This is a genomic window from Rhizomicrobium sp., assembly GCA_037200045.1.
Classification (GTDB): Bacteria; Pseudomonadota; Alphaproteobacteria; order Micropepsales; family Micropepsaceae; genus Rhizomicrobium.
Window position 1 is genome coordinate 1461118 of the sequence record JBBCHM010000002.1, and the last position, 25746, is coordinate 1486863.

Genomic DNA, 25746 nt, shown 5'->3' on the forward strand with positions numbered 1-25746 from the left:
CCTTGGTTGCCATAGGACTACGCACGGCCGGGCAATTCGCCTAAAGGGCGAAAGGACTAATTGGCGGACTGGTTAGCGAACGGTTACCGGGCGGGAACCGGCGTAGCCCGTCGCGCCTCGAACGAAGCGCGGGCGGGCGGGCGAAATTCTGGGTTGCGGGGCGGCAAAGTTTTCGTCCGCCAAATCGAATGGTGCCCCTGGCCGGACTTGAACCAGCACGCCCGTGAAGGCAACAGATTTTGAGTCTGCCGCGTCTACCGTTCCGCCACAGGGGCACTCAAAACTTCCGGAAGGCGCGGGAATATAGTCGACCCTGCCTGCGCGTCAACGCTCGCGCCGCCCGCCCCGGAACGGCGTTCCGGCATGAGCTTGTGCGGCGGCGGCAACGACGCTAAGGCGTGAGCCACGCCGCAGTCTTTCGAAGGTGTCCGATGAACGCTCCCGCCCCCGAACTCCGCGACGGCGCCCCGCGCCACGACTGGACCCGCGCGGAGATCGCACGCCTCTTCGCCCTGCCCTTCGCCGACCTCCTCTTCCGCGCCCAGACCGTGCATCGCCAGAACTTCGACGCCAACGAAGTGCAGGTCTCCACCCTGCTGTCGATCAAGACCGGCGGCTGCCCGGAGGATTGCGGCTATTGCTCGCAAAGCGCCAGCCACGAGACCGGCCTCAAAGCCTCCAAGCTGATGGCGGTCGACGCCGTGCTGGCCGATGCGCGCGCCGCCAAGGCGGCCGGCGCGACGCGTTTCTGCATGGGCGCCGCCTGGCGCTCGCCCAAGGACAAGGACCTCGACGCGGTGTGCGCCATGGTCGAGGGCGTCAAGGCGCTCGGCATGGAGACCTGCGTCACGCTCGGCATGCTGACGCCGCCGCAGGCGAGCCGGCTGAAGAGCGCCGGGCTCGACTACTACAACCACAACATCGACACCTCGCCGGAATATTACGGCGAGATCATCACCACCCGGACCTTCCAGGACCGGCTCGACACGCTCGCCCATGTGCGCGAGGCCGGCATCCATGTCTGCTGCGGCGGCATCGTCGGCATGGGCGAGGACGCCGACGACCGCGTCGGCATGATCCACGCCCTCGCCACCCTGCCGGTCCATCCCGAGAGCGTGCCGATCAACGGGCTGGTCAAGATCGCCGGCACCAAGCTGGGCGACAGCGCCGCGCTCGATCCGCTCGACTTCGTGCGCACCATCGCGGTGGCGCGCCTGACCATGCCGCGCTCGATGGTCCGCCTGTCGGCCGGCCGCGGCGAGATGAGCGACGAGGCGCAGGCGCTGTGCTTCCTGGCCGGCGCCAATTCGATCTTCTACGGCGAAAAGCTGCTCACCACGCCCAATCCGGAAGAGAGCCACGACCACAAGCTGTTCGCCAGGCTCGGCATCGTCGCGATGGCGTGACGGGCCGCGATTTGGCGCTTGATTTCGGCCGTTTTCGGGCCCAAGGAAAGATCGTTCCGCCGCGATTTGCAGCCGGAACGCTCCGACAACCCGATTGCCAGGTCCAGCGCGATGCACCCGTCCAACACGGCTGAGCAGCACGGGGCGAGCGCGTCCGCCACGGCCCGCAGCCTGGCCGTCGCCGCGGCCATCGAGAAGCTCATCGTCTGGGTCGGCTCGCCCGCGTCGCTGGCGCTGCACACGGTCGCCTTCATCGCCGCCTTCACGCTGTCGATCGCGCGGCTGGTGGACTGGAATCTGATGCTGCTGGTCCTGACCACGGTGGTCTCGCTGGAGGCGATCTATCTGGCGATCTTCATCCAGTTCAGCGTCAACCGTCAGGCCGCCAGCCTGAAGGGCGTCGAGGAGGATGTCGAGAGCATCCAGGTCGATGTCGAGGAGCTCGGCGAGCATGTCGAGGGCCTGAAGGAGGACGTCGAGGAGATCCAGGAAGACGTGGCCGAGATCAGCGAGGACACCGAGGAGGACACCGCCGAGGAGGTCCGCAAGCAGAAACAGGCCGAGATGCTCGAAGGCCTCACCAACGACGTGAAGCACCTGCTGGCGCAGCTGGAATCGCTGAAGACGCGGTGACGTTCGGGCGCCAGAGGTTACACACACCGTTGTCATCCGCCGCGAATGCGGCGGACCCAGTTGCAACCTGCCGAGCAGACGTCACCTGGGTCCGCCGCATTCGCGGCGGATGACAGGTTTTCTTATTATTGCATACGACAGTCCGCCAACCGACAGTATGGACGCCGCCCCGAATCTCGACGATCCTGCGGGCCTGGAGTTCCCCATGCGCTGGCTGATCTATCTCGGCATCCTCCTCGTCGGCACGCTGCTCTTCAGCCAGGCCATCGCCATGATGGACCTCGATCCCCTGCCCGGCGACATCCTCTACGACCGGGGAAACCTGCATATCCACATCCCCCTGCTCTATTCCCTGGGGACCAGCGTCGTTCTGGCCCTTCTCTTTTGGTTTTTTCGGCGGTAAGCCCACCCGTAACCCCTGCCCGGCCCCGAGTCGCCCATGACGCTCCGCCCCATCCGCCGCGCGATCCTTTCGGTATTCGACAAGGCCGGCCTGGTCGAATTCGCCGGCGGGCTGGACCGTCATGGCGTGGCGCTCATCTCCACCGGCGGCTCGGCCAAGGCGCTGCGCGAGGCCGGCCTCGCCGTCGCCGACATTTCCGAGGTCACCGGCTTTCCCGAGATGATGGACGGAAGGGTGAAGACGCTGCACCCCAAGGTCCATGGCGGCCTGCTGTCGCTGCGCGACAAGCCGGACCACGCCGCCGCGATGGCCGAGCACGGGATCGCGGGCATCGACCTGCTGGTCTCCAATCTCTATCCGTTCGAGGCGACCGTCGCGAAGGGCGCGTCCTTCGAGGACACCATCGAGCAGATCGACATCGGCGGCCCGGCGATGACGCGCTCGGCGGCGAAGAACCACGACTGGGTGACCGTCGTCGTCGATCCCGAAGACTATGCCGCCGTGCTCGGCGAGATGGACGCCAACAACGGCGCGGTGTCGGGCGGCCTGCGCCGCCACCTCGCCCAGATCGCGTTCGCGCGCACCGCCGCCTATGACGCCGCGGTCTCCAACTGGTTCGCGAACGAACTCGCCAAGGACGGCGACAAGGCGCCGCCGCGCCGCCGCAGCTTCGCCGGCACGCTGCGCCAGCCCTTGCGCTATGGCGAGAATCCGCACCAGGAGGCCGCGTTCTACGTCACCGGCGATCCGCGCCCCGGCGTGGCGTCCGCGACGCAGCTCCAGGGCAAGGAGCTCTCCTACAACAACATCAACGACACCGACGCGGCCTATGAGCTCGTCGCCGAGTTCGCGCCAAAGGCCTCGGCCGCCTGCGCCATCATCAAGCACGCCAATCCCTGCGGCGTCGCGCTCGCGCCGACGCTCGCCGAGGCCTATAAGCGCGCGCTCGCCTGCGATCCGGTCAGCGCCTTCGGCGGCGTGCTCGCCTTCAACCGCCCGCTCGACGGCGAGACCGCGGAGGAGATCGCCAAGCTGTTCACCGAGGTGATCATCGCGCCCGACGCCGACGCCGACGCGCGCAAGATTCTCGGCACGCGGAAAAACCTGCGCCTGCTGATCGCCGGCGGCCTGCCCGATCCCGACAGCGCCGGCCTCACCTTCCGTTCCGTGTCGGGCGGCTTCCTGGTGCAGACGCGCGACAATGGCCGCGTCGGGCGCGCCGATCTGAAGGTCGTCACCCGGCGACAGCCGACCGAGCGCGAGATCGCCGACATGCTGCTCGCCTTCACCATCGGCAAGCATGTGAAGTCCAACGCCGTCGTCTATGTGAAGGACGGCGTCACCGCCGCGATCGGCGCCGGCCAGATGAGCCGCGTCGACTCCGCGCGCATCGCCGCGATCAAGGCGCGCGATGCGGCGAAACAGGCCGGCTGGCCCGAGCCGATGACGAAAGGCTCGTCGGCCGCGTCCGAGGCGTTCTTCCCGTTCCCGGACGGATTGCTCGCGGTGGCCGAGGCCGGCGCCACGGCGGTGATTCAGCCGGGCGGCTCGATCGGTGATCAAAAAGTAATCGACGCTGCCGACGAAGCGGGCCTCGCCATGGTTTTCACCGGCATGCGCCACTTCCGGCACTGAGCGATTCGCGTTAACCGTAAAATATTCACAGCCCGGGAACGAAAGTTGCAACCGGCGCCCTGTCGGAGCGTTGCAGTTAACGTTAAACTCTTCCCGTTTCAAAAGTATCAGCCATTCGTTGGGTCTTACGGTCGGGGGATATGGCCGTGCCGATTTCAAGGGTTCGCCACGCGATCCGCTGCGCGGCTTTTGCGACTGTGCTGGCCACGGGCATCGCGCCCGCGTCGCGCGCCGCCGACTACGCCGACGGCAACTACGCCCTCAACCACATCAGCCTCGAAGCCGCGGTGAAGGTCTGGCGCCAGGCCGCCTGGCAGTTCGACGATTTCCTGGCGCAGGTCAAGCTCGGCGACGTCTATTCGAATTCTTCCGACGGCCGCTACTACGATCCGGTCGAGGCCTATGTCTGGTACTATCTGGCGAGCAAGAACCGCATGGGCCGCGCCCGCATGTGGGACGACGAAGCGGTCGACGTGATCCACACCCGCCGCGTCCACGCCTTCGCCAAGCAGCAGGAGCTTCTGCTCGAACTGTCCACCGACCAGCGCACCGACGCGCGCGAGCGCATCACCTACATCCTCTCCTGCCACGGCGCCGACGGCTTCCTCATGCTCGGCCGCATCGGCGAGACGCCGCGGCCCAGCTATGACGACGAGGACGACGATGACCGCGGCGACGACCGGCGCGGCGACGATCGGCGGGGCAGTGACCGGCGCGGCAATGACCGGCAGGGCGACGACCGGGGACGCGGCGGCGGCGGCTATCGCCCGTCCGGCCCGCCGCCCTCGGTGATGTCGCCCAACGATTCCGACGCGCTGGTCTATTTCCACATCGCCGACGCGATGGGCAATCCTCTGGGCCGCGGCTATCTCAACAGCCTCGAAGCCTATCTGCGCGGGACCTATTTTGGCGCGCGCATCGTGGACAAGCAGGCCAAGGCCTTCCACTACTGGTTCCCGCCCTTCGAGTTCTATCCGACCGGAACCTCGGCCGGCGGCGTGCCGCTGACCGACGAATGCGTGCCGACGCTGGAGCGCCAGCGCGCCCTCGCCATGGCCGCCGCCATCCCGGCCGAGGCGGTGCGCCACGCCCTGTTCTTCCTCGGCTGGAAGGGCCCGCAGGCCGTCATCCAGTACCAGGCCTCGATCCCCGACGAATCGACCGGCCGGCTCACCGGCGGCCAGCTCGTGCGCGCGGTCCAGACCGCGGCGGTGAACGGCGACGCCGTTTCGCAGAACACGCTGGGCGTGATGTACGCCAAGGGCCTGGGCGTGGTGACGAACTATGCGCGCGCCGAATACTGGTTCCTGAAGGCCGCGGACCAGCGCTTCCCGGCGGCGCTTTATCACCTGGGCGTGCTCTACAAGGTCGGCCCGCCCGGCATCGACCAGGACCTGCACAAATCCAACGACTACATCACGAGTTCGGCCATCGCCGGCTTCCGGCCGACGATGAACCAGCTCGGCTCGCTCCTGAATGCCGCGGCGAACGAGCCGCCGCATCCCGGCCAGAATTGAAAGGTGCTCCGATGAACATCATCACCCTTGCACGCGCCGCGCTCCTGGGCGCACTCGGCCTGGTCGTCGCGGCGATCGGCTTGCCCGCCCAGGCGGGCGTGGCGACCATGGGCGCGGTGCTGCTCGATCCCTTCGATCCGGTGCCGGAGATCCAGTTCCACCATTTCGGCGGCTATGGCTGCGATTACGGTTGCGGCGGCGGCTATCGCGGCTGCGGCGAGGTCTGCGGCCGAAGCTGCTATGACGGCTGCCGCCGGCACTATTACCGGCACACCGGCTGCGGCGACGGCTGCCGGCGCTATGTCCGCGACGATTGCGACCGCGATTGCGGCCGCCGCGACTGCCGCGACGATTGCCGGCGTTACGTCCGCGACGATTGCGACCACGACTGCGACCGCCATGACGGCGACCACGAACATGACGGCCGTCCGCCGGCGCCGCCCTGCGCCAGCGACCACTGCTACGATGCCGAGCATTACGAGCGCCGCTGGCGCGACGGCGACCATGTCGGCCAGGAATGGCTCGATCGCGGCACGCGCGAGCGCACCATGCACGACGATCACGGCAACTGGTACGGCCATGGCGACACCGATTGGCACGATTATGACGACGCGCCGCCGCCGCCTCCCCCGCCGCCGCCGGACGATCACGATCACGATCACGACCATCACGATCGCCATTGAGACCGCCCCTCCGGGCAGGTAAACGGAAACGTCATTTGCCCCTTGCGCCGTCGGCCACTAGGTTGCCGGCTTCGCGAAAGGGACCCGCGCATGCGCTTTCGTCTTCCGTTGCTGGCATTGCTCGTCTGGGTGGCGTCGTTCGAACTGGCCCTCGCCTGGGGCCAGGAAGGCCATTCCATCGTCGCCGAGATCGCCCAGCGCCGGCTGAGCCCCGCCGCCGCGGCGGATGTCGAGGCCATTCTCGGCAAGGGCCATTCGCTCGCCTCGGTATCGAGTTGGGCCGACGACCAGCGCACCGCCCATCCCGACACCTACAACTGGCATTTCGTCGACATCCCTCTCGCCGACCAGACCTACGATCCGGCGACCGAGTGCAAGCCCGATCCCAAGGGCGATTGTTCCATCGCCGCGCTCGAGCGCCTCAAGCAGCAGCTTCGCTGCGGCGACACGGCGGCGCGGCTGGACGCGCTGCGCTTCGCCGTCCACCTCGTCGGCGACATCCATCAGCCGCTGCACACGGTGGCCGATGCGCGCGGCGGCAACGACATCCCGGTCAAGGTCACCTTCAAGGGCACGGTCTGCACCAAGAACTGCGACCTCGACACGAATTTCCACGCGGTATGGGATTCGACGCTGATCCAGCGCACCGTGTGGGCCTGGGGCTCCTATGTCGACAAGCTCGAAGCCGGCTGGCTGGCGACGCCCGAGGCCGCCGATCCCGCCACCGTCGCGGGCACGCCGACCGACTGGGTGCTGCAGACCCACGCCGCGGCGCAGATCGTGTGGAACGCCAAGCCGGCGAACAACGTGCTCGACGACGCTTATTTTCAAGCGGTATCGCCGATCCTCGACAAACAGCTCGGCCTCGGCGGCCTGCGCCTGGCCAAATGGCTGAACGACACGTTCGCCTCGACGGAGTGCACGCCCTCATAACCCCCCGCCACCCCACCGATGTCATGGCCCGCGAATGCGGGCCACCCGGTTGAGAGCGGTACGCTGTTTGTCGGGTTGGCTGCCGCCAATTTTCCGCGCCGGTGCAATTGTCACCTGGATGGCCAGCATTCGCGGGCCCTGACACCTTTTCTTTTTTCTCTGAATCGACGGCGCGATACGCAGCTTTAAAAAATTTCCGCGAAACAAAATATCGTTCGCCGCATCGCAACGAAAAAACTTATCCCCGCGACAAATTCAAATTCTCCGCGTCCTCCGCGGCTCCGCGTGAATCTCCTGTTGGACAACCGTCTTCAAAATCCTCGCGAGAAAAATTTTCCACGCGCCCTTGAACCGAGTCGGTCTACGCACCAAATTCCACATATCCCAACAATCACGTCGAAAGGTTTTCGCGCCTCCGCGCAGAGACCGCTTTCCGCTTCGCCGTCCGGCGACGCGAATGGCGCGTCATTGGAAGACTTCGCCCGCGTCCACGCCCCAGATGTTCCTCTTGTCGACCCAGCCTTCCGCGCCGGAGACTTCGACGTCGCAGGCGGACATCTCGCAGGCCTTGAGCCAGGCGACGACGCCGGGCGCCGCATAGGCGACGATCTTGGCTTTCGGGTCGCTGTCGGCGTGCAGCGGGGACTTCGTGAAGCCGATGAACAGCACGCTGCGCCGGTCGCTCAATTGCGAGCGGTGCATCCAGCCGACCGAACCGTCGACATCCCTGACGCGGCGCCACGCATCGAAGCTCGCCAGGATCTTCACCGGATAGTCCTTGCGCTTGTAGATCCACAGGATGCGATGCGCATAGGACGGGCCCTGCCGCAGAAAGGCCTGGTCGCGGCGGATGCTGGCATAGTGCGGCTGCACCTCGACCGCGTCCGGCGGCGCGGCCGCCGCGGCGCACACCGCGACCAGCAGGGCTGTGACGAAAGACGGAAAGCGCGAATCGATTGCCATTCTGGCGTGCATCTTACGGGCGCCCTTCGTCTTTTCGAGGGCGCATCGCCTGCCGATTGACGCGGCGCGGCGAACCGACTTAGGTTCCCGGCACGCGCTTGGTTTTGGGAACGCGGTTCAACACCGCGGCTGCCCCCGCAACTGTAACCGGCGAGCGGACCGTCCAACGGCCACTGGGATCTCGATCCCGGGAAGGCGGACGGTAAGCGTTCGAGCCGGAAGCCAGGAGACCTGCCTCGCGCCGTCGTCCTGTTTCCGCACGGGGTGTGGCGGGGACTGCGGGGGAAACCGCCGTGGCGACAGTTGGAGTCGCACGCGGGGTCCCGTCTCATGGGGAATCGTCTTTTCACGTCGGTACGCCGCGCGCGGCTCCTGAACCCTCAGGAGAACGCCATGACCAAGTCCATTCTGCTTTCCACCGCGGCCTGCGCCGCTTTGTTTCTTCCCGCATCCGTCCGGGCCGACACCGCCATAAGCTCGACCGAAACGATCGTCGTCAGCGCCACGCGCACCGCGCAGCCGCTCGACGTCACCGGCGCCTCGGTCACCGTGATCGACGCCCAGGACCTTCAGACGCAGCAGACCGTGGTGCTGACCGACATCCTCAAACAGGTGCCGTCGCTGGTGGTGAACCGCACCGGCGGCGTCGGCCAGACCACGACGGTCTCGCTGCGCGGCGCCGAGCAGGGCCAGACGGTGGGGCTGATCGACGGCATCCGCATCAACGATCCGTCCGACGTCTCGGAAGGGGCGATCTTCGGCGACGTGCTGGCGAACAACATCCAGCGGGTGGAGATCCTGCGCGGGCCGCAATCGACGCTCTACGGCAGCGACGCCATCGGCGGCGTGGTCGACATCATCACCAATCGCGGCGGCGACAGGCCCATCGCGCTGAACGCGACGGCGGAAGGCGGCTCGTTCGGCACCTTCCACGTCAACGCCGCGGCAAACGGCACGACCGGCGATCTCGAATACGGCGTGGGGCTTAATTTCTTCACCGAGACCGGCACGCCGGCGGCCGATGTGCGCAACGGCAATCCGGAGAATGACGGCTACACCAATTTCGGCGCCAGCGTGAACACCCGCTACCACATCAGCGACACGGTCAGCGCCGATCTGCGCGGCTACTACACCCACGGCCATGCCGCGTTCGACGACAATTTCGGCGGCCCGCCGCTCTACGCCGTCGCCGATTCCGCCGCCAACAACACCAACGAGCTGAAAGCCGGCTATTTCGGCATCAATGCCGATCTGTTCGGCGGGGTGTTCCACAACCGCCTCGCCGTGATCGCCACCGCCGGCGCGCGGCAGTTCTTCGACAGCGCCTTCGACACGATCCACCTGAACTCCGACGATTACGGCAACGCGGTGCGCATCGAATATCAGGGCGTGGTCGATATCGATCCCGACGACCAGATCACCTTCGGCGCCGAAAGCCAGCGCAGCTCGTTCCGCGGCGACAGCTTCTCCTCCTTCTCGCCGGTTTCGGTCACCACCGGCGCCGACACGATCACCGGCTATTACCTGCAAGGCCAGACCACCCTGTTCCAGCAGCTCACCCTGACCGGCGGCGTCAGGCTGGACGATGACGATAGCTTCGGCGACCACACCTCCTACAAGTTCAACGCGGCCTGGCAGATCCCGGGCCTGGACGCGACGCTGCGCGGCAATGTCGGCAACGGCTTCAAGGCGCCCAGCCTGTTCCAGCTCTTCTCGACCAACTCCAACCCGATCGACACGCTCAAGCCGGAGACCGCGACCGGCTGGGAAGTCGGCTTCGACAAGCCGTTCTGGGACGGCCGCGCCAAGGCCTCGCTGACCTATTTCGAGCGCGACACGCACAACCAGATCGATTTCCAGAACTGCTTCTCGGCCGGCGACGCGCCGGGCTGCCCGTTCCGCCTCGCCGCGTTCGGCTATTACATCAACCTCGACAAGACCCGCGCCCGCGGCGTCGAAGCCGCGCTGGAGGTCAAGCCGACCGACGATCTCGACGTCAGCCTGAACTACACCAACATGTCCGCCATCAACACCGTCACGCGGCTCGCCCTGGCGCGCCGGCCGCAGGACCTCGCCAGCGCCGTCGTCACCTGGCTGCCCTTCGCGGGCACCAGCCTCGGCGCCTCGCTCACCTATGAGGGCCCGCGCTTCAACGACACGAGCAACTTCACCCGCCTGACCTCGGGCACGCTGGTCAACCTGTTCGGTTCCTACGACCTGACCGAGCGCTGGCAGCTTTTCGGCCGCGTCGACAACGTCTTCAACGACCGCACCGAGCAGGTGTCCGGCTATGGCGTTCCCGGCATCGGCGCCTTCGGCGGCATCCGGCTCACTTTGTAAGCCTTCGGCGGCCATGGCAGTGTCCGGGGGATCGCCATCCCCCGGACCTGCCCATGAGCTTCGACAGCATATTGATCGCCAACCGCGGCGAGATCGCGGTGCGCATCGCGCGCGCCGCCGCCGACCTCGGCCTGCGCAGCGTCGCGATCTATTCCGACGACGACGCGGCGTCGGCGCATGTGCAGGCGGCGGATTCGGCGCAAGCGCTGGGCGCAAGCGGAACCGCCGCCTATCTCGACATCGCCCGCGTCATCGCCGCGGCGAAGGCCGGCAAATGCGACGCGATCCATCCGGGCTACGGCTTTTTGAGCGAGAATGCCGAGTTCGCCGCCGACTGCGAGAAAATGGGCCTGACCTTCATCGGCCCCTCGCCGCATGTGCTGTCGATCTTCGGCGACAAGGCGCGCGCCCGCGCTTTGGCCGAACGCTTCGGCGTGCCGGTGCTGGCGGGCACGCCGGGACCGGCGAGCCTGGAACAGGTCCGCGAATTCTTTCACGCGACCAACGGCCCGATCATGATCAAGGCCATCGCCGGCGGCGGCGGCCGCGGCATGCGCGTCGTGACGCGCGACGCCGAGCTCGAAAGCGCCTATCTGCGCTGCCGGTCCGAGGCCCGCGCCTCGTTCGGCAACGGCGCGGTCTATGCCGAGGCGCTGCTGGCCGAGGCGCGCCATATCGAAGTCCAGGTCGCCGGCGACGGCCGCTCCGCGAGCCATATCTGGGAGCGCGACTGCACCTTGCAGCGGCGCCACCAGAAGATCGTGGAGATCGCGCCCGCGCCGGGCCTCGACCCGCATCTGCGCCGCCAGCTTTGCGATGCCGCGGTGTGGCTGGCCGACGACGTGAACCTGAAGGGACTGGCGACGTTCGAATTCCTGGTCAACCCGCATCCGGCCCGCCACGCCTCCGCCTTCGCCTTCATCGAGGCCAATCCGCGCCTGCAGGTCGAGCACACCGTCACGGAGGAAATCACCGGCATCGACCTCGTCGGCGTGCAGATCGAGCTGGCGCGCGGCCGCACCCTGCGCGACATCGGCCTGCACCAGGACGACGTGCCGGAGCCGCGCGGCTTCGCCGTGCAATTGCGCATCAACATGGAGAAGATCGAAAGCGACGGCACGATCAAGCCCTCGGGCGGAACGCTCGGGACCTTCGCGCCGCCTTCGGGCCCCGGCGTGCGCGTCGATACTTACGGCTACGAAGGCTACACGACCAATCCGGCGTTCGACCCGCTGCTCGCCAAGCTGATCGTGCACGGTCCCGACTACGTTTCCGCGATGAGCCGCGCCACGCGCGCGCTGAACGAGTTCGCCATCGCCGGCGTCGCGACCAATCTCGGCTTCCTGCACGCGCTGATCGAACGCGAAGACGTGCTCGAAGGCCGCACCCATACGCGCTATGTCGAGGAGCACACCGCCGATCTCGTCGCCGCGGCGGCGAACTGGCGGCCGCAACACGCCGGCGCGGTCGCGGCGCCGCAAGCCGCCGCCGTCGCGCCACGGATCGCCGCCGCGCCGGCCGGCACGGTCGCGGTCTTGGCGCCCATGCAGGGCAAGATCGTCTCGATCGACGTAAAGCCGGGCGATGTCGTGCGGCAAGGCGCCTCCGTCGCGGTGCTGGAAGCGATGAAGATGGAGCATCTCGTCGCCGCCGCCCTATCGGGCCGCGTGCATTCGCTCGCCCAGGCGCCGGGCACGGTGGTGTTCGAAGGCGATCCGCTGCTGTTCCTCACGCCGGAAAACGTCGCCGGCACCGAAGAAACCGAAGCGGCGCAGGCCGATCCGGATTTCATCCGGCCCGACCTTGCGGAGTCGAATGCGCGCCACGCCTTCGGCTATGACGCCAACCGCCCCGACGCGGTGGCGCGGCGCCGCAAGACCGGCCAGCGCACCGCGCGCGAGAATGTCGAGCAGCTGTGCGATCCGGGCAGTTTCATCGAATACGGCGCGCTCGCCTTCGCCGCGCAGCGCCGCCGCCGCGAGCTCGACGACCTGATCGCCAACACGCCGGGCGACGGCATCATCACGGGGCTCGGCACCGTCAACGCGAAGGAATTCGGCGAGGCCAAGGCGCGCTGCGCCGTCATGGCCTACGACTACACCGTGCTGGCCGGCACCCAGGGCGCGATGAACCACAGGAAGAAGGACCGCCTGCTGACCATCGCCGAGGAATGGAAGCTGCCGGTCGTCTGCTTCGCCGAAGGCGGCGGCGGACGGCCGGGCGACACTGACTTTCCCGGCGTCGCCGGCCTCGACACGCCCACCTTCCGCCAATACGCCAAGCTCTCCGGCCTGGTGCCGCGCGTCGGGATCAATTCGGGCCGCTGCTTCGCCGGCAATGCCGCGCTGCTCGGCTGCTCCGACGTGATCATCGCGGCGGCGAATTCGAACATCGGCATGGGCGGGCCGGCAATGATCGAGGGCGGCGGCCTCGGCGTCTACAAGCCCGAAGAGGTCGGGCCGATGTCGGTCCAGGTGCCGAACGGCGTCGTGGACATCGCGGTCGAGGACGAGATCGAGGCGGTCGAGGTCGCCAGGAAATATCTCGCCTATTTCCAGGGGCCGCTCACGGCGTGGGACTGCGCCAATCAAAAGGAGCTGCGTCACCTCATTCCGGAGAACAGGCTGCGCGTCTATGACAGCCGCACGGTGATCGAGACCTTGGCCGACACCGGCAGCGTGCTCGAACTGCGCCGCGATTTCGCGCCGGGCCTGATCACCGCGCTGGTACGGATCGAAGGCGCCCCCTTCGGCCTGATCGCGAACAATCCGATGGTCCTCGCCGGTGCTATCGACGCGCCTTGCGCCGACAAGGCCGCGCGCTTCCTGCAGCTCTGCGATGCCTTCGGCCTGCCGATCCTGTCGCTCTGCGATACGCCGGGCTTCATGGTGGGTCCGGAAGCGGAGAAGACCGCGCTGGTCCGCCGTGTCTCGCGCCTGTTCGTGGTCGGCGGCGCGCTCAGCGTGCCGATCTTCACGGTGGTCTTGCGCAAGGGCTATGGGCTCGGCGCCCAGGCGATGGCGGGCGGCAGTTTCCATGCGCCGTTCTTCATCGTCTCATGGCCGACCGGCGAATTCGGCGGCATGGGCCTGGAAGGCGCCGCCCGTCTCGGCTACCGCAAGGAGCTTGAGGCCGAACCGACACCGCAGGCGCGCGAGGCCTTGTTCAAGAAGCTGGTGGCGCAGAGCTATGCGCGCGGCAAGGCGATCAACATGGCGGCCTATCTGGAGATCGACGACGTGATCGACCCGGCCGATACGCGGCGGTGGATCATGCGCGGCTACCGCTCTTTGCCGCCCTGGGATGCGAGCAAGCGGCGGAATTTCGTCGACACGTGGTAGGTGATGCCGCGGCGCCATGGGCCGCTCATTTCGCAAGCCGGCCCTTGGGACGTTTTCGATTCTCCAGCGCCGCCCGAAGAATTGCGCGTGCCGTCCACACGATGATCTTGCGCTGCTCCGGCGGAACGAGAGCGCGCACATCCGCAAGAACGATCAACGCTTCCCAACCGATGACAATCGAGAGAGCCGACACCAGCCTTTCGAATTCCCTGGAAGAGAGTTCGGCGCGCAATGGCGAGAGCGCCTTCTCGATCCACGCGACGCGGCGATAACCGCGTCGCGGCGTGTCGGGCGCCGCCGGCGTTTCGATCGTCAGCTTGATAAGCGAGCGACCGAGCGGCAGGGTTACGCGCGCATTCTCGATGATCGCATCGATCATCGCGGTCACGCGTTTTTCCGTGTCTCCCCCCGGATCGACGAGTTCGAACTCGGCATCGACCGCCTGCTTCGACAGGAGGCCGATTCTCGCATCGGTCAGGAGCTGATCGAGCGTCGGGAAATGCAGATAGACCGTGCGGCGCGAAACGCGCGCCGCTTCGACGATCTCGGCCATCGAAGGCGTGACGCCGGACTTCATGAGATCGATCGCGGCGGCGATGATGACGTCGTGCGTGCGCTGGCGCTGATTGCGCCGGCTCTGCGAACTCCTCGTCACACGCTGACCTCTCGAACTGACAATGGTTCTGCTTAGCGAGATTCGCCCGGGGGCGCCAAACCGGCCGCTTGACTTCCGTCTTTAAATGCACAAATGTGCCGTAAGTATACTGTTGTGCATTTAATGGACAAGCTTGCGCACGGGCTGGGTGCGCGGGGCAGCGGCGGGGGCCGCGCCGCAAACGAAGGAGAAATTGCGATGACGAGATTGTCGAAGAAAATCCTCTTGGCCGCATGTCTGATTTCGAGCGCCGCGCCGATGTTGTCGGCCACGGCCAAGGCGGACGACCGCGACGGCTGGTATGCGTCGGCATCCGCCACGCTCTCTCTGCTGAACGACACAGGCGGCACGATCGCGAATGCGCCCATGCCGGGCAGCACGGTGCGCCTTGAAAATCCCCTCAAGACGGGCTTTGGCGGACAATTCGCGCTCGGCCACAGCTTTGGGTCGTTCCGGCTGGAGGGAGAAATCGGCTTCTCGCGCAACACGCAGGACCATTACATCGCCATCGTCCCGCCCACCGGCTCGATCCCGGCAAATGTGAAGGACGACGCGCTTCGCGGCATGGTCAACGGCTATTACGATCTGTCTTACGGTCCGGTGACGCCCTATGTCGGTGCCGGGATCGGCTTTGCGAGCATCGATATCGACTTCTTTGCGCCGCGCGCGCCCTTTCCGATGGAAGCGCCGCGCCAACTCATCAAGGACGGCGACACCCGGTTCGCGTACCAGCTCATGGGCGGCATCGCCGTTCCGGTGAGCGAGGATTTGGCGCTCACGCTTCAATATCGCTGGTTCGATGCCGGTACAGTCGAGGCTCTCGACGTGCGCGGCGAACGCATTACACGCGATCACGCCGGGCACAATGTGGATCTGGGAATCCGAATAAATCTCTAGCCGCGGGACCCCGCCTGCGCGGCCGGCCCGTCAGCCGGCCGCCGCATAGCGCTGCGCCGTGGCCTTGCCTTTGACGAAGATGCCCGGCGCATGGTCGACCGGCACGAAGACACTCGACAGCCCCCGGGCCGACTCAGCATGGCCCAGCATCAGCGCGCCGTCCGGCACCAGCACGTCGGCGATCTTGTCCAGCACGTCGATCTTGGTCTTGCGCTCGAAATAGATCAGCACGTTGCGGCAGAACACGACGTCCAGATCATCGAGCCAGCCATAGGAATCGAGCAGGTTGAACTGGCGGAACGTCACCATGCGCCGCAGGTTCTCGTGCGCGCGCCAGTTTCCGCCTTCCTGCGTGAAATGCGCGACGAGCCGGCGGATCGCCAGCCCGCGCTGGACCTCGAAATGGGTGTAGAGGCCCCTCCTCCGCGCGCGCGATCATCTCGGCGGAAAGGTCGGTGGCGATCAGGTCGATGTTCCAGCCCTTGGACACCAGCCTGGCGTCGTCGAGCAGCATGGCGATGGAATAAGGCTCCTGGCCCGCGGCGCAGGCGGCGCACCAGATGCGCAGGCGCCTGGTCTGGGCACGGTCCTCGATCAGGCGCGGCAGGATGAGGTCGCGGAAATGCTCGAACGCCGCCTTGTCGCGAAAGAAGGAGGATTCGTTGGTCGTCATCGCCTCGGTGACGGCGCGCGCCAGCGTGTCGCGTCCGTGCCTGAGCTCGGCCATCAAGCCGTCGACGGTGCGAAAGCCGAAGCGGCGCATCACCGGCGCAAGCTGGCCCGCGACGAAGCGCGTCTTGTTCGTCGGCAGGATGAGCCCCGACCGCCGGCGCACGATCCGCGCGAGAAAATCCAGGTCGTCTTCCGTCATCGCGCTCTACATCAAGCCGACTTCTGCGAGCTTCGCCTCGATGATGCCCCGGTCGAAGGGCTTCATGATGTATTCGTTGGCGCCGGCGCCGAGCGCCTCGGTGATATGGGCCACGTCGTTCTCGGTGGTGCAGAACACCACGATCGGAAGCGCGCCGCCCTGTTCGCGGCGCAGCGTCTTGAGGAATTCGATGCCGTTCATGTTCGGCATGTTCCAGTCGAGCAGGATGAGCTCGGGCATCCTGGCGCGGCAGGCGGCGAGCGCGGAGAGCCCGTCCTCGGCCTCGCCGGTCTCGAAATGCAGATCCTGCAGGATCCGGCAGGCGACCTTGCGGATCACGCGACTGTCGTCGACGACCAGGCAGCTTCTCATGGGCTCATATGTCCGAAAAAGCGGCCGCAATGACGCCACGGCCCACGTTCGATTCCGGACGGAGCCTAGAGCCAACATGTAAATGGGGGGTTTAGAAGGTTAACCCGCGACCAGTTCGACCGCGCCCTCGCGCGCCGTCAGCGTCAGCCCGGCGTTCAGCTCGCGCGACAGCTTGTGGGCGAGAAAGGGCTGGATGCCGCGGGCATCGAGATGGGTGTCCTCGCCGCGCACCGCGTTGGCGACGTCGTCCAGCACGCGGGCATAGGGGCTGGTCGCCACGATCTTGAAGGCCGGCGCCGCCGGATCGGCGCCGACCGTCACCGCGAGCTGGCCGCCGCGCGGCAGGCAGTCGGCGCCCAAAAGCGCCGCGTTCATCAGGAGCTTCGCCCAGTTCTTGGGCCAGTTCACGGAACCGCCCTGCCAGTTGAGCTGGACCTTGCCGCCTTCCAACAGGCCGGCGACCAGCCGTGCGATCTCGCCGACGTCGAGTTCCGCGCCGGCGGAACCGGCGGCACCGAAGGCGATGCGCATGAATTGCAACCGGGCCAACGCCTGCAGCGCGCTGGAGGTGACGATCTTCAGCGCGTCGGCGCGCATCGCCGCATCGCGCTCGTCCTCCATCACTTCGAGGCCGTTGACGACCGCGCCGAGGGGGCCGACCAGATCGTGGCAGACCCGGCTGACCAGGAAGGCGGAGAATTCGATGTCATCCATGGCCTGGCGGTCTCCGCTTGGGGGCGAATGGTTTGCGAACGGTAACCATGCGAACCGCGTCTTAAGGAATGCTTAAGGGCGGCGCAACCGCCGCCGCCGCTCAATTGCCCGAGGCGATGCGGACGCGGAGCTGGTCCATATAGGCGACCAGGGCCGGAACGCTGCCGCCGTTGCGGCCGAGATAGGCCACGAATTCGTCGCGCTCCGCCGGCGCCAGCCAGATGCCGGCGACGCTGAAATCCACGATCACCGGTTTGCCGGTATCGGACCGCACGCGGAAATCGACCTCCAGCGGCTTGCCGCTCTGATCCTGCGGGTCGATCAGCTGGGTCGCGACGATATCGTCGGCCGGCGCATTGGCGCGCGAGCCGGTGACCTTGAGCGTCTGGCCGGAATAGCGCTCGAAATAGGACTGGTAGACCGCGACCGCATAGCGCTGGAAGGCGGCGGCGAAGGCGTCGCGGTCAGCCGGCGTCGCCTTGTCGCCATATGCGCCCAGGGTGAATATCGCGACGCGCTTGAGATCGGTGACACCGAGCAGGAAGTCCTCGAACGCCGCGCGGCGCTGGTCCTTGCTCAGATGGGTATCGTTGAGGATCTCGAGGCCCTTGTGGATGTTGTTGCCGACAAGGTCTTCCGCCGGCGTCGCCGCGACGGCGGGCGAGACGATCGCGAAGGCGAGGACTGCCACGGCGAGAACGCGGCGGATTGCAGCAAGGCGCATGGTGTTCCCGTCTGTCGAGGTTGTCCGCTTCTGCCTTCGCGGCCGTGCGGCGTGGACCGCGCAATGACGCCGCATCGTGGCGGCAATAGGGCTATGACACGGTTCCGTCGCCGGAACGAGATGAATCGCGCCCGGTCGCTTTCGCGATGTTTAATGTGCTACGGGAACTTTGCCGCAAATACGCGGCTTTCCGCGGGGTTTGTTCGGGATGTCATCGCCCTCTCAGCGTCTGGCGGCGCTCGCCGCGCTGGCGCACGAAGCCGGCGCCGTCGTCATGCGTCACTACGAAGCGGGCACCGTGGCGCGCGAGAAGGCCGACCATTCGCCGGTGACCGACGCGGACGAAGAGGCCGAAGCGCACATCCTGCGCGGCCTGCGCGAACTGGCGCCCGGCGTGCCGGTGATCGCGGAAGAGGAGGTCGCCGCGGGGCGGTCGCCGGCGATCGGGAACCACTTCTTCCTCGTCGATCCGCTCGACGGCACCAAGGAATTCATCAACCGCAACGGCGAGTTCACCGTGAACATCGCCGAGATCGAGAACGGCATCGCGGTCCGCGGCGTGGTCTACGCACCGGCCAAGCACCGCCTGTTCGTCGGCGAAACGCCCGGCGGCGCCTTCGAGATCGAGACCACGGCAGATGCGCCGCCGGACTTCGCTTTGGCCCGGCCGATCCATGTGCGCAAGGCGCCAGCCGACGGCCTCATCGCCGTCGCCAGCCGCTCGCACCGCGACAAGAAGACGGAGGAATATCTCGCCGCCTATCCGGTGAAGGCTTTCATCACCGCGGGCTCGTCGCTGAAATTCTGCCTGGTCGCGGCCGGCGAGGCCGACATCTACCCGCGCCACGGCACGACGATGGAGTGGGATACCGCGGCCGGCCACGCGGTTCTCAGCGCGGCGGGCGGGACCGTCACGAATCTCGACGGCTCGCCGTTTCTCTATGGCCGGGCATCGGATGGCTTCACGAATCCGCACTTCGTGGCGCGGGGCGGCCGCTGACTACCGGTCGTAGTCGTGCCGGCTGGAATAGAACATCAGGGCCATCAGCCCGCCGCCGACCGCGATCGTCAGCAGCGAACCCACGACCAGCGCGAACCAGCCGAAGGCGCTCATATGCACCACGCCCAGCGCGCCCCAGGTATAGACCGCGTACCAGATCGAAACCGCGAGAAAGCCCAGAAGAACGACAAGCGCCAGCCACCCGGCCCGCGAGAGATGGGCGTGATCGTCGTTGTCGCTCATGAATCCGTCACTCATGCAGACGATAACGCGACAGGACGCGACACGTTCATCTTTCGGTCGCGCCCTTGCGCCGCACCCCGGAGCGAGCCTAGGCCGCCGCGCCGGCCATCAGGGAACCGGCCGCGCGTTGCACCTTCAATTCCGCGCCGTCGGCGCCGGAAACCTGCAGCATGTCGCCCTTGATCGGAGACGAACCGTCGACCGCGTTGGCGGACCAGCGCGTGTCGTCGACCCGCACGGCGCCGCGGCCGTTGACGAAATTCTCCTCCGCCTTGACGACGCGGCCGATGTACTGGGCGCTGCGGTCGTTGAGATTTGTGTGGGTGTTCCGCTCGGCGCGGCCCCAGGCCGAACGCTTCCAGGTCGCGGTCGCCACCACCGCTATGACCGCGAACAGGAACACCGCCAGCCGTCCGTTGAGCGGCGGCACCAGGAACTTCAGCACGCCGACCAGCAGCGCCGCGATGCCCGGCCACAGCAGATACTGAGTCGTGCTCGCGATTTCGAGCGCCAGAAGCACCGCGCCCAGCGCCCACCAGTGCCAGGCGGGCTGGGCGTTCAGGAACTGGGTGATCGCATCCATGACGGCCTCCCTCAGGTACCGGCGGGCCGCGTCGGCGGCGGCGCCACGTTCGGCACTGTGCCGGCGGCGTTCTGGCCGCGCGCCGGCCTTGTCGTGGCGGCGGATGCGGCCTGGGTCGTGATCGCCTCGCGGGTCATCTCGGCGATGCCGGCGATGGAGCCGAGCAGGCCCGCCGATTCCATCGGCACCACGACGAATTTCTGGTTCGGCGCATTGGCGAGCTGCGCGAAGGCGTCGACATATTTCTGGCCGAGGAAGTAGTTGAGTGCGTTGACGTTGCCGGCCTCGATCGAGTCCGACACCATCTGCGTCGCCTTGGCTTCGGCCTGCGCCAGCCGCTCGCGCGCCTCGGCATCGCGGAAGGCGGCTTCCTTGCGGCCCTCGGCCTGCAGGATGGCGGACTGCTTGGCGCCCTCGGCGCGCAGGATGGCGCCCTGCTTCTCGCCGTCGGCCTGGGTGACTTCGGCGCGGCGGAAACGCTCGGCCTTCATCTGGCGCGCCATCGCCTCGGTGATGTCGGTCGGCGGCGACAGGTCCTTGATCTCGATGCGCGTGACCTTCACGCCCCAGGGACTGGTCGCCTGGTCGACAACGGAGAGCAGGCGCTGGTTGATCTCGTCGCGCTTCGACAGGACCTCGTCGAGATCCATTGCGCCGATCACGGTGCGCGCATTGGTGAGGCAGAGATTGGTGATGCCGGCCTGGAGGTTGGCGACCTCATAGGCCGCCTTGGCCGCATCGACGACTTGATAGAAGGCGATCGCGTCGGCGGTGACCGTCGCGTTGTCGCGCGTGATGACGACCTGGCTCGGGATCGTCAGCACCTCTTCCATCATCGAGAGCTTGCGTCCGATGCGGTCCACATAGGGAACGATCAGGTTGAGGCCGGGCTTGAGCACCTTGATGAAGCGGCCGAAGCGCTCGACCGTCCATTCGCGGCCCTGCGGCACGCTCTTGACGCCGGAGAAGATGGTGACGAGCGCAAGGACCAGCAGCGCGAGGACGAAAATCGTTGCGCCATCCATGAACGTTCTCCCCTTGCCGGCCCTGGGGCCGGACCAGCGCGGCGGAAGGTAATCCTCTTGCGCCGCCATCAAAAGACCTTGAAAGGCCGAAAATGTCCCCTACGCCCCTTTGTCGTCGCCGCCCCGATGGGGCATGGATGACGCCCGCGGGGATGACGTGATTCGCTTGGGAGAATGACATGCGACGTTTCCGGATTCTCGGCGCCGTGTTCGCCGCCCTTGCCGCGCTGGCGCTCTCGGCCGGCCCCACCGCCGCCGACGACCACGGTGCCGATGACGACACCTTCTCGCCGAACGAGATCGTGCAGGCGGGAACGGATTTCTTCGGCGTCACCACCGAGGTGATGGCCAAGGCGGTGCAGCGCGTGACCGAGGATCTCGGCCTGCCGGACGGCTACATCAAGGGCGAGGAAGGTTCGGGCGCCTTCATCCTGGGCGTGCGCTACGGCTCGGGCTGGCTGATCAGGAAGGGCATGGAGCCGAAAAAGGTCTTCTGGAAAGGCCCTTCGATCGGCTTCGACGTCGGCGGCAACGGCTCCAAGGTCTTCACCCTGGTCTACGACCTGAAGGAGGAGCGCCGGCTCTATCAGCGCTTCCCGGGCGTCGAGGGCAGCATCTATTTCATCGCCGGCATCGGGGTGAACTATCTGCGCTCGGGCGGGGTAACGCTGGCGCCGATGCGCACCGGCGTCGGCCTGCGCGCCGGCGTCAACGCGCACTACATGGTCTACAGCGACAGGCGGGACTGGTTCCCGCTCTGAGGCGTCAGGCCACCGCCTCGCCGGTGCCGGCACCGGGGGCGCCGGCGGGCGCCGGCAGATAGAGCAGAAGGGCGGCGGCGACATAGGTCGACGAGAACGTGCCCACGAAAATGCCGAACAGGATCGCCGCGCTGAAATTGAGCAGCACCGCTCCGCCGAACAGCATCGGCACGACCGAAAGCGCCGTGGCCGCCGAGACGAGCGTGGTTCGGGTGGCAATCTGATTGGTCGAGAGGTTGATCAATTCGGGAAGCAGCATCCGCTTGTACTTGCGCCGGTTCTCCCGGATTCGGTCGAACACCACGACCGTGTCGTTGATCGAATAGCCCGCGAGCAGCAGGAGCGCCGCCACCGTGTTGAGCGTGAAATCCATGTGCAGGATGGAGAAGAAGCCGGCCGTCACGAACACATCGTGCCCCGTCGCGATCAAGGCGCCCACGCCATATTGCCATTCGAAGCGAAAGGCGACGTAGAGCGAAATCAGGACGACCGCCAGGAGCGTCGCATAGACTCCGCTTTGGAACAGTTCTTGGCTGACCTTGGGTCCGATGATCTGGGTGTCGCGGAAGGTGTAGCCGGGCCCGAGGCTCTGGCGAACCTTTTGCTCCACGCCCTTGTCGGCCTCGTCGGACTCGGCCTGGACCCGGATCAGGAGACAGGAATTGGCCGGCTGATCGCACTGACCGCCGCCAAAATAGGTGATCTCGGTATCCTTGAAGCCCAGCCCCGCGATGCTGCTGCGCACTTTTCCGATATCGATCTGCTTGGCATATTTGACCTCCATCTGGACGCCGCCGGTGAAGTCGATTCCGAGATTGAACCCGTAGAGCAGTATCGAAACGACCGACGCGACAAGCAGAAGCCCGTCGAGGCCGAACGCCCAATAGCGCCAGCCGACGAAGTCGACGTTCGTGGTCTCGGGGATGATGCGCAACCAGGTCATGCGGATGGGGTCCGAAAAGGCCCGGCAGACATATAGGTTGCGCCCGCGCCGGACAAGATAACCGCCCGATTTGCATAATTTCCTGTTTTTGCGACACTTTCGCCCGACGAAGGAGATTTGCGCCATGGCCGCCGCCCTGCACGGTCCGCCCGAAGCGCCCAAGGTCGCGGCCGGCGAGACCGGATTGCGCGAGACCGCCTATGCCTCGGTCGTGGCCGCCGTGGTGGTGTGCCTCGTCTATTTCGGCCGGCCGCTGCTGGTGCCGTTGGCGCTGTCGATCCTGATGGCCTTCGCGCTGGCGCCGGTCGTCGAATTCCTGCGGCGGCTGCGGGTCGGCCGCATCGCGGGCGTGATCCTGACCGTGACCGCGGCGGTCCTGCTGATCAGCGGCATCGCGACCTTCATCGGCACCCAGCTCGCATGGCTCGCCGTCAGCATGCCGCAGTACCAGCAGAACATCGTCCACAAGATCCAGTCCGTGGAGGGCTCCGCCGCCAACAACGGCATGGTCAAGAGCGCCGTCGCCTTCTTCGACAATCTGAACGACCAGATCTCCCAGGTGCCGATCGCGCCGAGCAACAATCTGGAACTCCAGTCCAAGACAACGTCCCAGGTCGACGCCGCCGCGGTGCCGGTCGTCGTCCAGCAGCCGCCGGCCGATCCCTTGACGCTGATGAAGAACGTCGCCGGGCCGCTGCTCGAGCCGCTCGCCAATCTGACCATCGTGATCATCTTCGTGATCTTCATCCTGCTGCAGAAGGAGGACCTGCGCGACCGCTTCATCATGCTGGCCGGCCCGCGCGACCTGCAGCGCACCACGCTCGCCATCGACGACGGCGCCGAGCGGCTGAGCCGCTATCTGCTGCTGCAGACCGCGGTGAACACCGTCTTCGGCGTCCTGGTCGGGATCGGGCTGTGGGCGGCGGGCGTGCCCAATCCCGCCTTGTGGGGACTGATCGCGGCGATGTTCCGCTTCGTGCCCTATATCGGCGTTCCCATCGCGGCCGTCTTTCCGCTGGCGCTCTCCATCGCCATCGATCCGGGCTGGACCGTGACGTTCTGGACGCTCGGCGTCTTCATCGTGCTGGAATCGATCACCGGCCAGGCGGTCGAGCCCTGGCTCTACGGCCGCAACATGGGGCTGTCGGCGCTGGCCGTGGTCGTCGCGGCGGGCTTTTGGACCTTCGTCTGGGGACCCGTCGGGCTGTTGCTGTCGACGCCCTTGACCATGATCCTGGTGGTGATCGGCCGCCACGTCGACCAGCTTCGCTTTCTCGACGTGATGCTGGGCGACGCCCCGCCCATGGCGCCGGAGGAGAGCTTCTATCTGCGCATGCTCGCCGGCAATTCCGACGAGGCGGCGGAACAGGCGGAGTCCTTCCTCTCGGAACATTCGCTGCCGGCCTATTTCGACGAGGTCGCGGTGCGCGGCCTCGCTTTGGCGCAGCTCGACGTCAACCGCGGCGCGCTGACCGAGGAGGGACGCAAGCGCGTCGCCAGGACGGTGGAGATATTCGTCGATAATCTGGCCATCCACGAGGACCCGGACGCCAAGGCCGCCGGGAGCGTCTCCAACGAGGTGCCGTCCGACTGGAACCGCAAGCCGGTCCTGTGCGTCGCCGGGCGCAGCGTGCTCGATCACGCCGCGGCGCATCTGCTCGCCCATCTTCTGGAGCGCCAGGACATCGGCGCGCGCATCGCCTCCTTCGAGGAGGTCTCGCCGTTGACGATCCAGGATCTCGCCTGCGACGGCGTGCGGGTGATCTGCGTCTCCTATCTGGAGCCGGGAAACCCGAAGAACGCCCGCTATCTCGCGCGCCGCCTGCGCAAGCGCATGCCCGGCCTGCCGCTGATCGCCGGCTTCTGGAGCGTCATCGAGGACGACACCCACTATCTCGACAGCTTCGAGGCCACGGAGTGCGACTTCCTCGCCAACAATCTTCGCCAGGCGGTGGAGCAAGTCATCACGCTGATGCGCCGCAATGACGGGCACTTCGTCAGCACGGTGCGGAAGCACGAGGAAGAAGCGGTGACCGACTGACGGCAGGATTCGCCGGGCCTAGGCGAACTCCGCCTGCGTGATGGTGACGTGGTAGCCCTGCGCATCGGCCACGACCTGAACCCGCGCATTCATCTGACAGGCGAGCGCCTGGACGATCGTCGTTCCCAGGCCGAACGCCTTCTCTTCGCTGCCGGCCGCGGACATCCCCTTGCCGTTGTCGCGGACCGAGAGGCGCCAGCCGGTCTCGCCGGTTTCGTAGGCGACATGTATGCGGCAGTCCGCGTCGTCCTTCCCGAAGGCGTGCTTCAGCGCATTGATGACCAGTTCGGTGACGATAAGGCCGATGCTGACCGCCTCTTGCGCGCCGACCGTGCCTTGTCCGGCGTTCACCTCCAGGGAAATGGAACGCATGCCGTCGATCAGCGTTTCTTCGAGGCTCTCGCAAAGGTCGGACAGATAGGGCGCGAGCTCTACGCGCTCACCGTTCTCCGACACCTGAAGCCGCTTCTGGATCGCGGCGATCGACATGATCCGACCATGCGCATCGCGCAAATGCAGCCGCGCCTCTTCCGATTCCACCGTGCGTGCCTTTCGAAGCAGGATGCTGGCCAGGATCTGCAAACTGTTTCCCATCCGGTGCTGCATTTCCCGCAACAGCATGTCCTTCTGCCGCAGCAATTGGATCATGTCGCGTTCGGACGGATCGGGCGTGTCCGTGGCCACAAGCGCGGGCGGCACATCACGGCCAATGCGGACGAAACAACTTTCCATTGAACCCCTCCAACGGTCGAACCAAATTGGGTGCGTCTACCAGTATTCGGGCGGCGAATTCTTCAAGGCGTGGTTTTCGACGGACAATTGCGCGAGCACGTGCCGAAGCCGGTAGTTCTCCCGCGCGAGTTCCGACGCGGACTCCGCGACCCGCCTTCGCCTGCCATGGCTGGCATTGCCCCTGCTGGCGCGCCACATGAGCAGGCCGATTGCGAGAAACCCGATAATCCAGAATATGGGAGCCATTATATTACCCCGCGCGATTGTCGGATTGAGACACTTTTATCGGCCAACCGCGTTGTCTGTCTGATAGCCGACATAGCAAGCTAGG

General features: G+C 66.4%; 25 protein-coding genes, 1 tRNA gene, 1 pseudogene and 1 riboswitch. Of the genes and pseudogenes, 13 read left to right on the forward strand and 14 right to left on the reverse strand.

Annotation, left to right across the window (positions count from 1 at the left end):
* Positions 1-189 precede the first annotated feature (189 nt).
* A tRNA-Leu gene (locus WDM86_22350) sits at positions 190-275 on the reverse strand.
* Positions 276-431: 156 nt separating this feature from the next.
* Between WDM86_22350 and bioB the strand changes: the two genes are divergently transcribed.
* The 7 genes from bioB (at position 432) to WDM86_22385 (ending at position 7210) form a co-directional block, all read left to right on the forward strand.
* On the forward strand, positions 432-1406 hold the full coding sequence (bioB, locus tag WDM86_22355) for a biotin synthase BioB (GenBank protein MEI9992762.1): 975 nt from the start codon (positions 432-434) through the stop codon (positions 1404-1406).
* Between the two features lie 18 nt (positions 1407-1424).
* Complete coding sequence (locus tag WDM86_22360; protein MEI9992763.1) at positions 1425-2039, forward strand: hypothetical protein; 615 nt, start codon at positions 1425-1427, stop codon at positions 2037-2039.
* Between the two features lie 205 nt (positions 2040-2244).
* Positions 2245-2442 (forward strand): DUF2905 family protein, encoded by a 198-nt coding sequence (locus WDM86_22365; GenBank protein MEI9992764.1) that lies wholly within the window; start codon positions 2245-2247, stop codon positions 2440-2442.
* 36 nt (positions 2443-2478) lie between these two features.
* Positions 2479-4077: a bifunctional phosphoribosylaminoimidazolecarboxamide formyltransferase/IMP cyclohydrolase gene (gene purH / locus WDM86_22370; GenBank protein ID MEI9992765.1), complete on the forward strand. Its 1599-nt coding sequence runs from the start codon at positions 2479-2481 to the stop codon at positions 4075-4077.
* Positions 4078-4223: 146 nt separating this feature from the next.
* Positions 4224-5594, forward strand: coding sequence for a tetratricopeptide repeat protein (locus WDM86_22375; protein MEI9992766.1), 1371 nt, complete (start codon positions 4224-4226; stop codon positions 5592-5594).
* 11 nt (positions 5595-5605) lie between these two features.
* Positions 5606-6277, forward strand: coding sequence for a hypothetical protein (locus tag WDM86_22380; GenBank protein MEI9992767.1), 672 nt, complete (start codon positions 5606-5608; stop codon positions 6275-6277).
* A 90-nt stretch (positions 6278-6367) separates the two neighbouring features.
* Positions 6368-7210 carry a S1/P1 nuclease gene (locus WDM86_22385; protein MEI9992768.1) on the forward strand — a complete coding sequence of 281 codons (843 nt, stop codon included), beginning with the start codon at positions 6368-6370 and terminating at the stop codon, positions 7208-7210.
* 465 nt (positions 7211-7675) lie between these two features.
* Here WDM86_22385 and WDM86_22390 read toward each other — a convergent pair whose 3' ends face one another.
* A complete protein-coding gene (locus WDM86_22390; protein ID MEI9992769.1) occupies positions 7676-8173 on the reverse strand; it encodes an SH3 domain-containing protein in 498 nt (165 codons plus the stop codon).
* Positions 8174-8237: 64 nt separating this feature from the next.
* Positions 8238-8427: riboswitch (cobalamin riboswitch) on the forward strand.
* 139 nt (positions 8428-8566) lie between these two features.
* On the opposite strand from WDM86_22390, the gene WDM86_22395 reads away from it, so the two are divergent.
* Together WDM86_22395 and WDM86_22400 are read left to right on the forward strand one after the other, a co-directional pair.
* Positions 8567-10513 carry a TonB-dependent receptor gene (locus WDM86_22395; GenBank protein ID MEI9992770.1) on the forward strand — a complete coding sequence of 649 codons (1947 nt, stop codon included), beginning with the start codon at positions 8567-8569 and terminating at the stop codon, positions 10511-10513.
* Between the two features lie 53 nt (positions 10514-10566).
* Positions 10567-13854 (forward strand): carboxyl transferase domain-containing protein, encoded by a 3288-nt coding sequence (locus tag WDM86_22400; GenBank protein MEI9992771.1) that lies wholly within the window; start codon positions 10567-10569, stop codon positions 13852-13854.
* A gap of 25 nt (positions 13855-13879) precedes the next feature.
* Here the strand turns inward: WDM86_22400 and WDM86_22405 are convergent, their stop codons facing one another.
* Complete coding sequence (locus WDM86_22405; GenBank protein ID MEI9992772.1) at positions 13880-14509, reverse strand: TetR/AcrR family transcriptional regulator; 630 nt, start codon at positions 14507-14509, stop codon at positions 13880-13882.
* Between the two features lie 198 nt (positions 14510-14707).
* Here WDM86_22405 and WDM86_22410 point away from each other — a divergent pair, with 198 nt between their 5' ends.
* A complete protein-coding gene (locus WDM86_22410) occupies positions 14708-15406 on the forward strand; it encodes an outer membrane beta-barrel protein (GenBank protein MEI9992773.1) in 699 nt (232 codons plus the stop codon).
* Positions 15407-15436: 30 nt separating this feature from the next.
* Here the strand turns inward: WDM86_22410 and WDM86_22415 are convergent, their stop codons facing one another.
* From WDM86_22415 to WDM86_22435, 5 genes and pseudogenes are all read right to left on the reverse strand, one after another.
* Positions 15437-15790 (reverse strand): CheR family methyltransferase, encoded by a 354-nt coding sequence (locus WDM86_22415; protein MEI9992774.1) that lies wholly within the window; start codon positions 15788-15790, stop codon positions 15437-15439.
* Positions 15791-15833: 43 nt separating this feature from the next.
* A pseudogene (locus WDM86_22420) lies at positions 15834-16277 on the reverse strand (CheR family methyltransferase).
* Positions 16278-16283: 6 nt separating this feature from the next.
* Positions 16284-16649: a response regulator gene (locus tag WDM86_22425; protein MEI9992775.1), complete on the reverse strand. Its 366-nt coding sequence runs from the start codon at positions 16647-16649 to the stop codon at positions 16284-16286.
* A gap of 99 nt (positions 16650-16748) precedes the next feature.
* Positions 16749-17363, reverse strand: coding sequence for a histidine phosphotransferase family protein (locus tag WDM86_22430; protein ID MEI9992776.1), 615 nt, complete (start codon positions 17361-17363; stop codon positions 16749-16751).
* Between the two features lie 100 nt (positions 17364-17463).
* Positions 17464-18087, reverse strand: coding sequence for an ABC transporter substrate-binding protein (locus tag WDM86_22435; GenBank protein ID MEI9992777.1), 624 nt, complete (start codon positions 18085-18087; stop codon positions 17464-17466).
* Positions 18088-18295: 208 nt separating this feature from the next.
* On the opposite strand from WDM86_22435, the gene cysQ reads away from it, so the two are divergent.
* Positions 18296-19087, forward strand: a complete 792-nt coding sequence (gene cysQ / locus WDM86_22440) for a 3'(2'),5'-bisphosphate nucleotidase CysQ (protein MEI9992778.1) — start codon at positions 18296-18298, stop codon at positions 19085-19087.
* Here the strand turns inward: cysQ and WDM86_22445 are convergent, their stop codons facing one another.
* From WDM86_22445 to WDM86_22455, 3 genes are all read right to left on the reverse strand, one after another.
* Positions 19088-19330 (reverse strand): hypothetical protein, encoded by a 243-nt coding sequence (locus WDM86_22445; GenBank protein ID MEI9992779.1) that lies wholly within the window; start codon positions 19328-19330, stop codon positions 19088-19090.
* Between the two features lie 88 nt (positions 19331-19418).
* Positions 19419-19913 carry an NfeD family protein gene (locus tag WDM86_22450; GenBank protein ID MEI9992780.1) on the reverse strand — a complete coding sequence of 165 codons (495 nt, stop codon included), beginning with the start codon at positions 19911-19913 and terminating at the stop codon, positions 19419-19421.
* Positions 19914-19924: 11 nt separating this feature from the next.
* Entirely contained in the window at positions 19925-20938 is a 1014-nt protein-coding gene (locus WDM86_22455) for an SPFH domain-containing protein (protein MEI9992781.1), read from the reverse strand.
* A gap of 179 nt (positions 20939-21117) precedes the next feature.
* Between WDM86_22455 and WDM86_22460 the strand changes: the two genes are divergently transcribed.
* Positions 21118-21699 carry an EipA family protein gene (locus tag WDM86_22460; protein ID MEI9992782.1) on the forward strand — a complete coding sequence of 194 codons (582 nt, stop codon included), beginning with the start codon at positions 21118-21120 and terminating at the stop codon, positions 21697-21699.
* 4 nt (positions 21700-21703) lie between these two features.
* Here the strand turns inward: WDM86_22460 and secF are convergent, their stop codons facing one another.
* Complete coding sequence (gene secF, locus WDM86_22465) at positions 21704-22642, reverse strand: protein translocase subunit SecF (protein ID MEI9992783.1); 939 nt, start codon at positions 22640-22642, stop codon at positions 21704-21706.
* Between the two features lie 124 nt (positions 22643-22766).
* On the opposite strand from secF, the gene WDM86_22470 reads away from it, so the two are divergent.
* On the forward strand, positions 22767-24683 hold the full coding sequence (locus WDM86_22470) for an AI-2E family transporter (protein MEI9992784.1): 1917 nt from the start codon (positions 22767-22769) through the stop codon (positions 24681-24683).
* Between the two features lie 18 nt (positions 24684-24701).
* Here the strand turns inward: WDM86_22470 and WDM86_22475 are convergent, their stop codons facing one another.
* Together WDM86_22475 and WDM86_22480 are read right to left on the reverse strand one after the other, a co-directional pair.
* Positions 24702-25331: a sensor histidine kinase gene (locus WDM86_22475; protein MEI9992785.1), complete on the reverse strand. Its 630-nt coding sequence runs from the start codon at positions 25329-25331 to the stop codon at positions 24702-24704.
* A 120-nt stretch (positions 25332-25451) separates the two neighbouring features.
* Entirely contained in the window at positions 25452-25661 is a 210-nt protein-coding gene (locus WDM86_22480) for a hypothetical protein (GenBank protein ID MEI9992786.1), read from the reverse strand.
* Between the last annotated feature and the right edge of the window lie 85 nt (positions 25662-25746).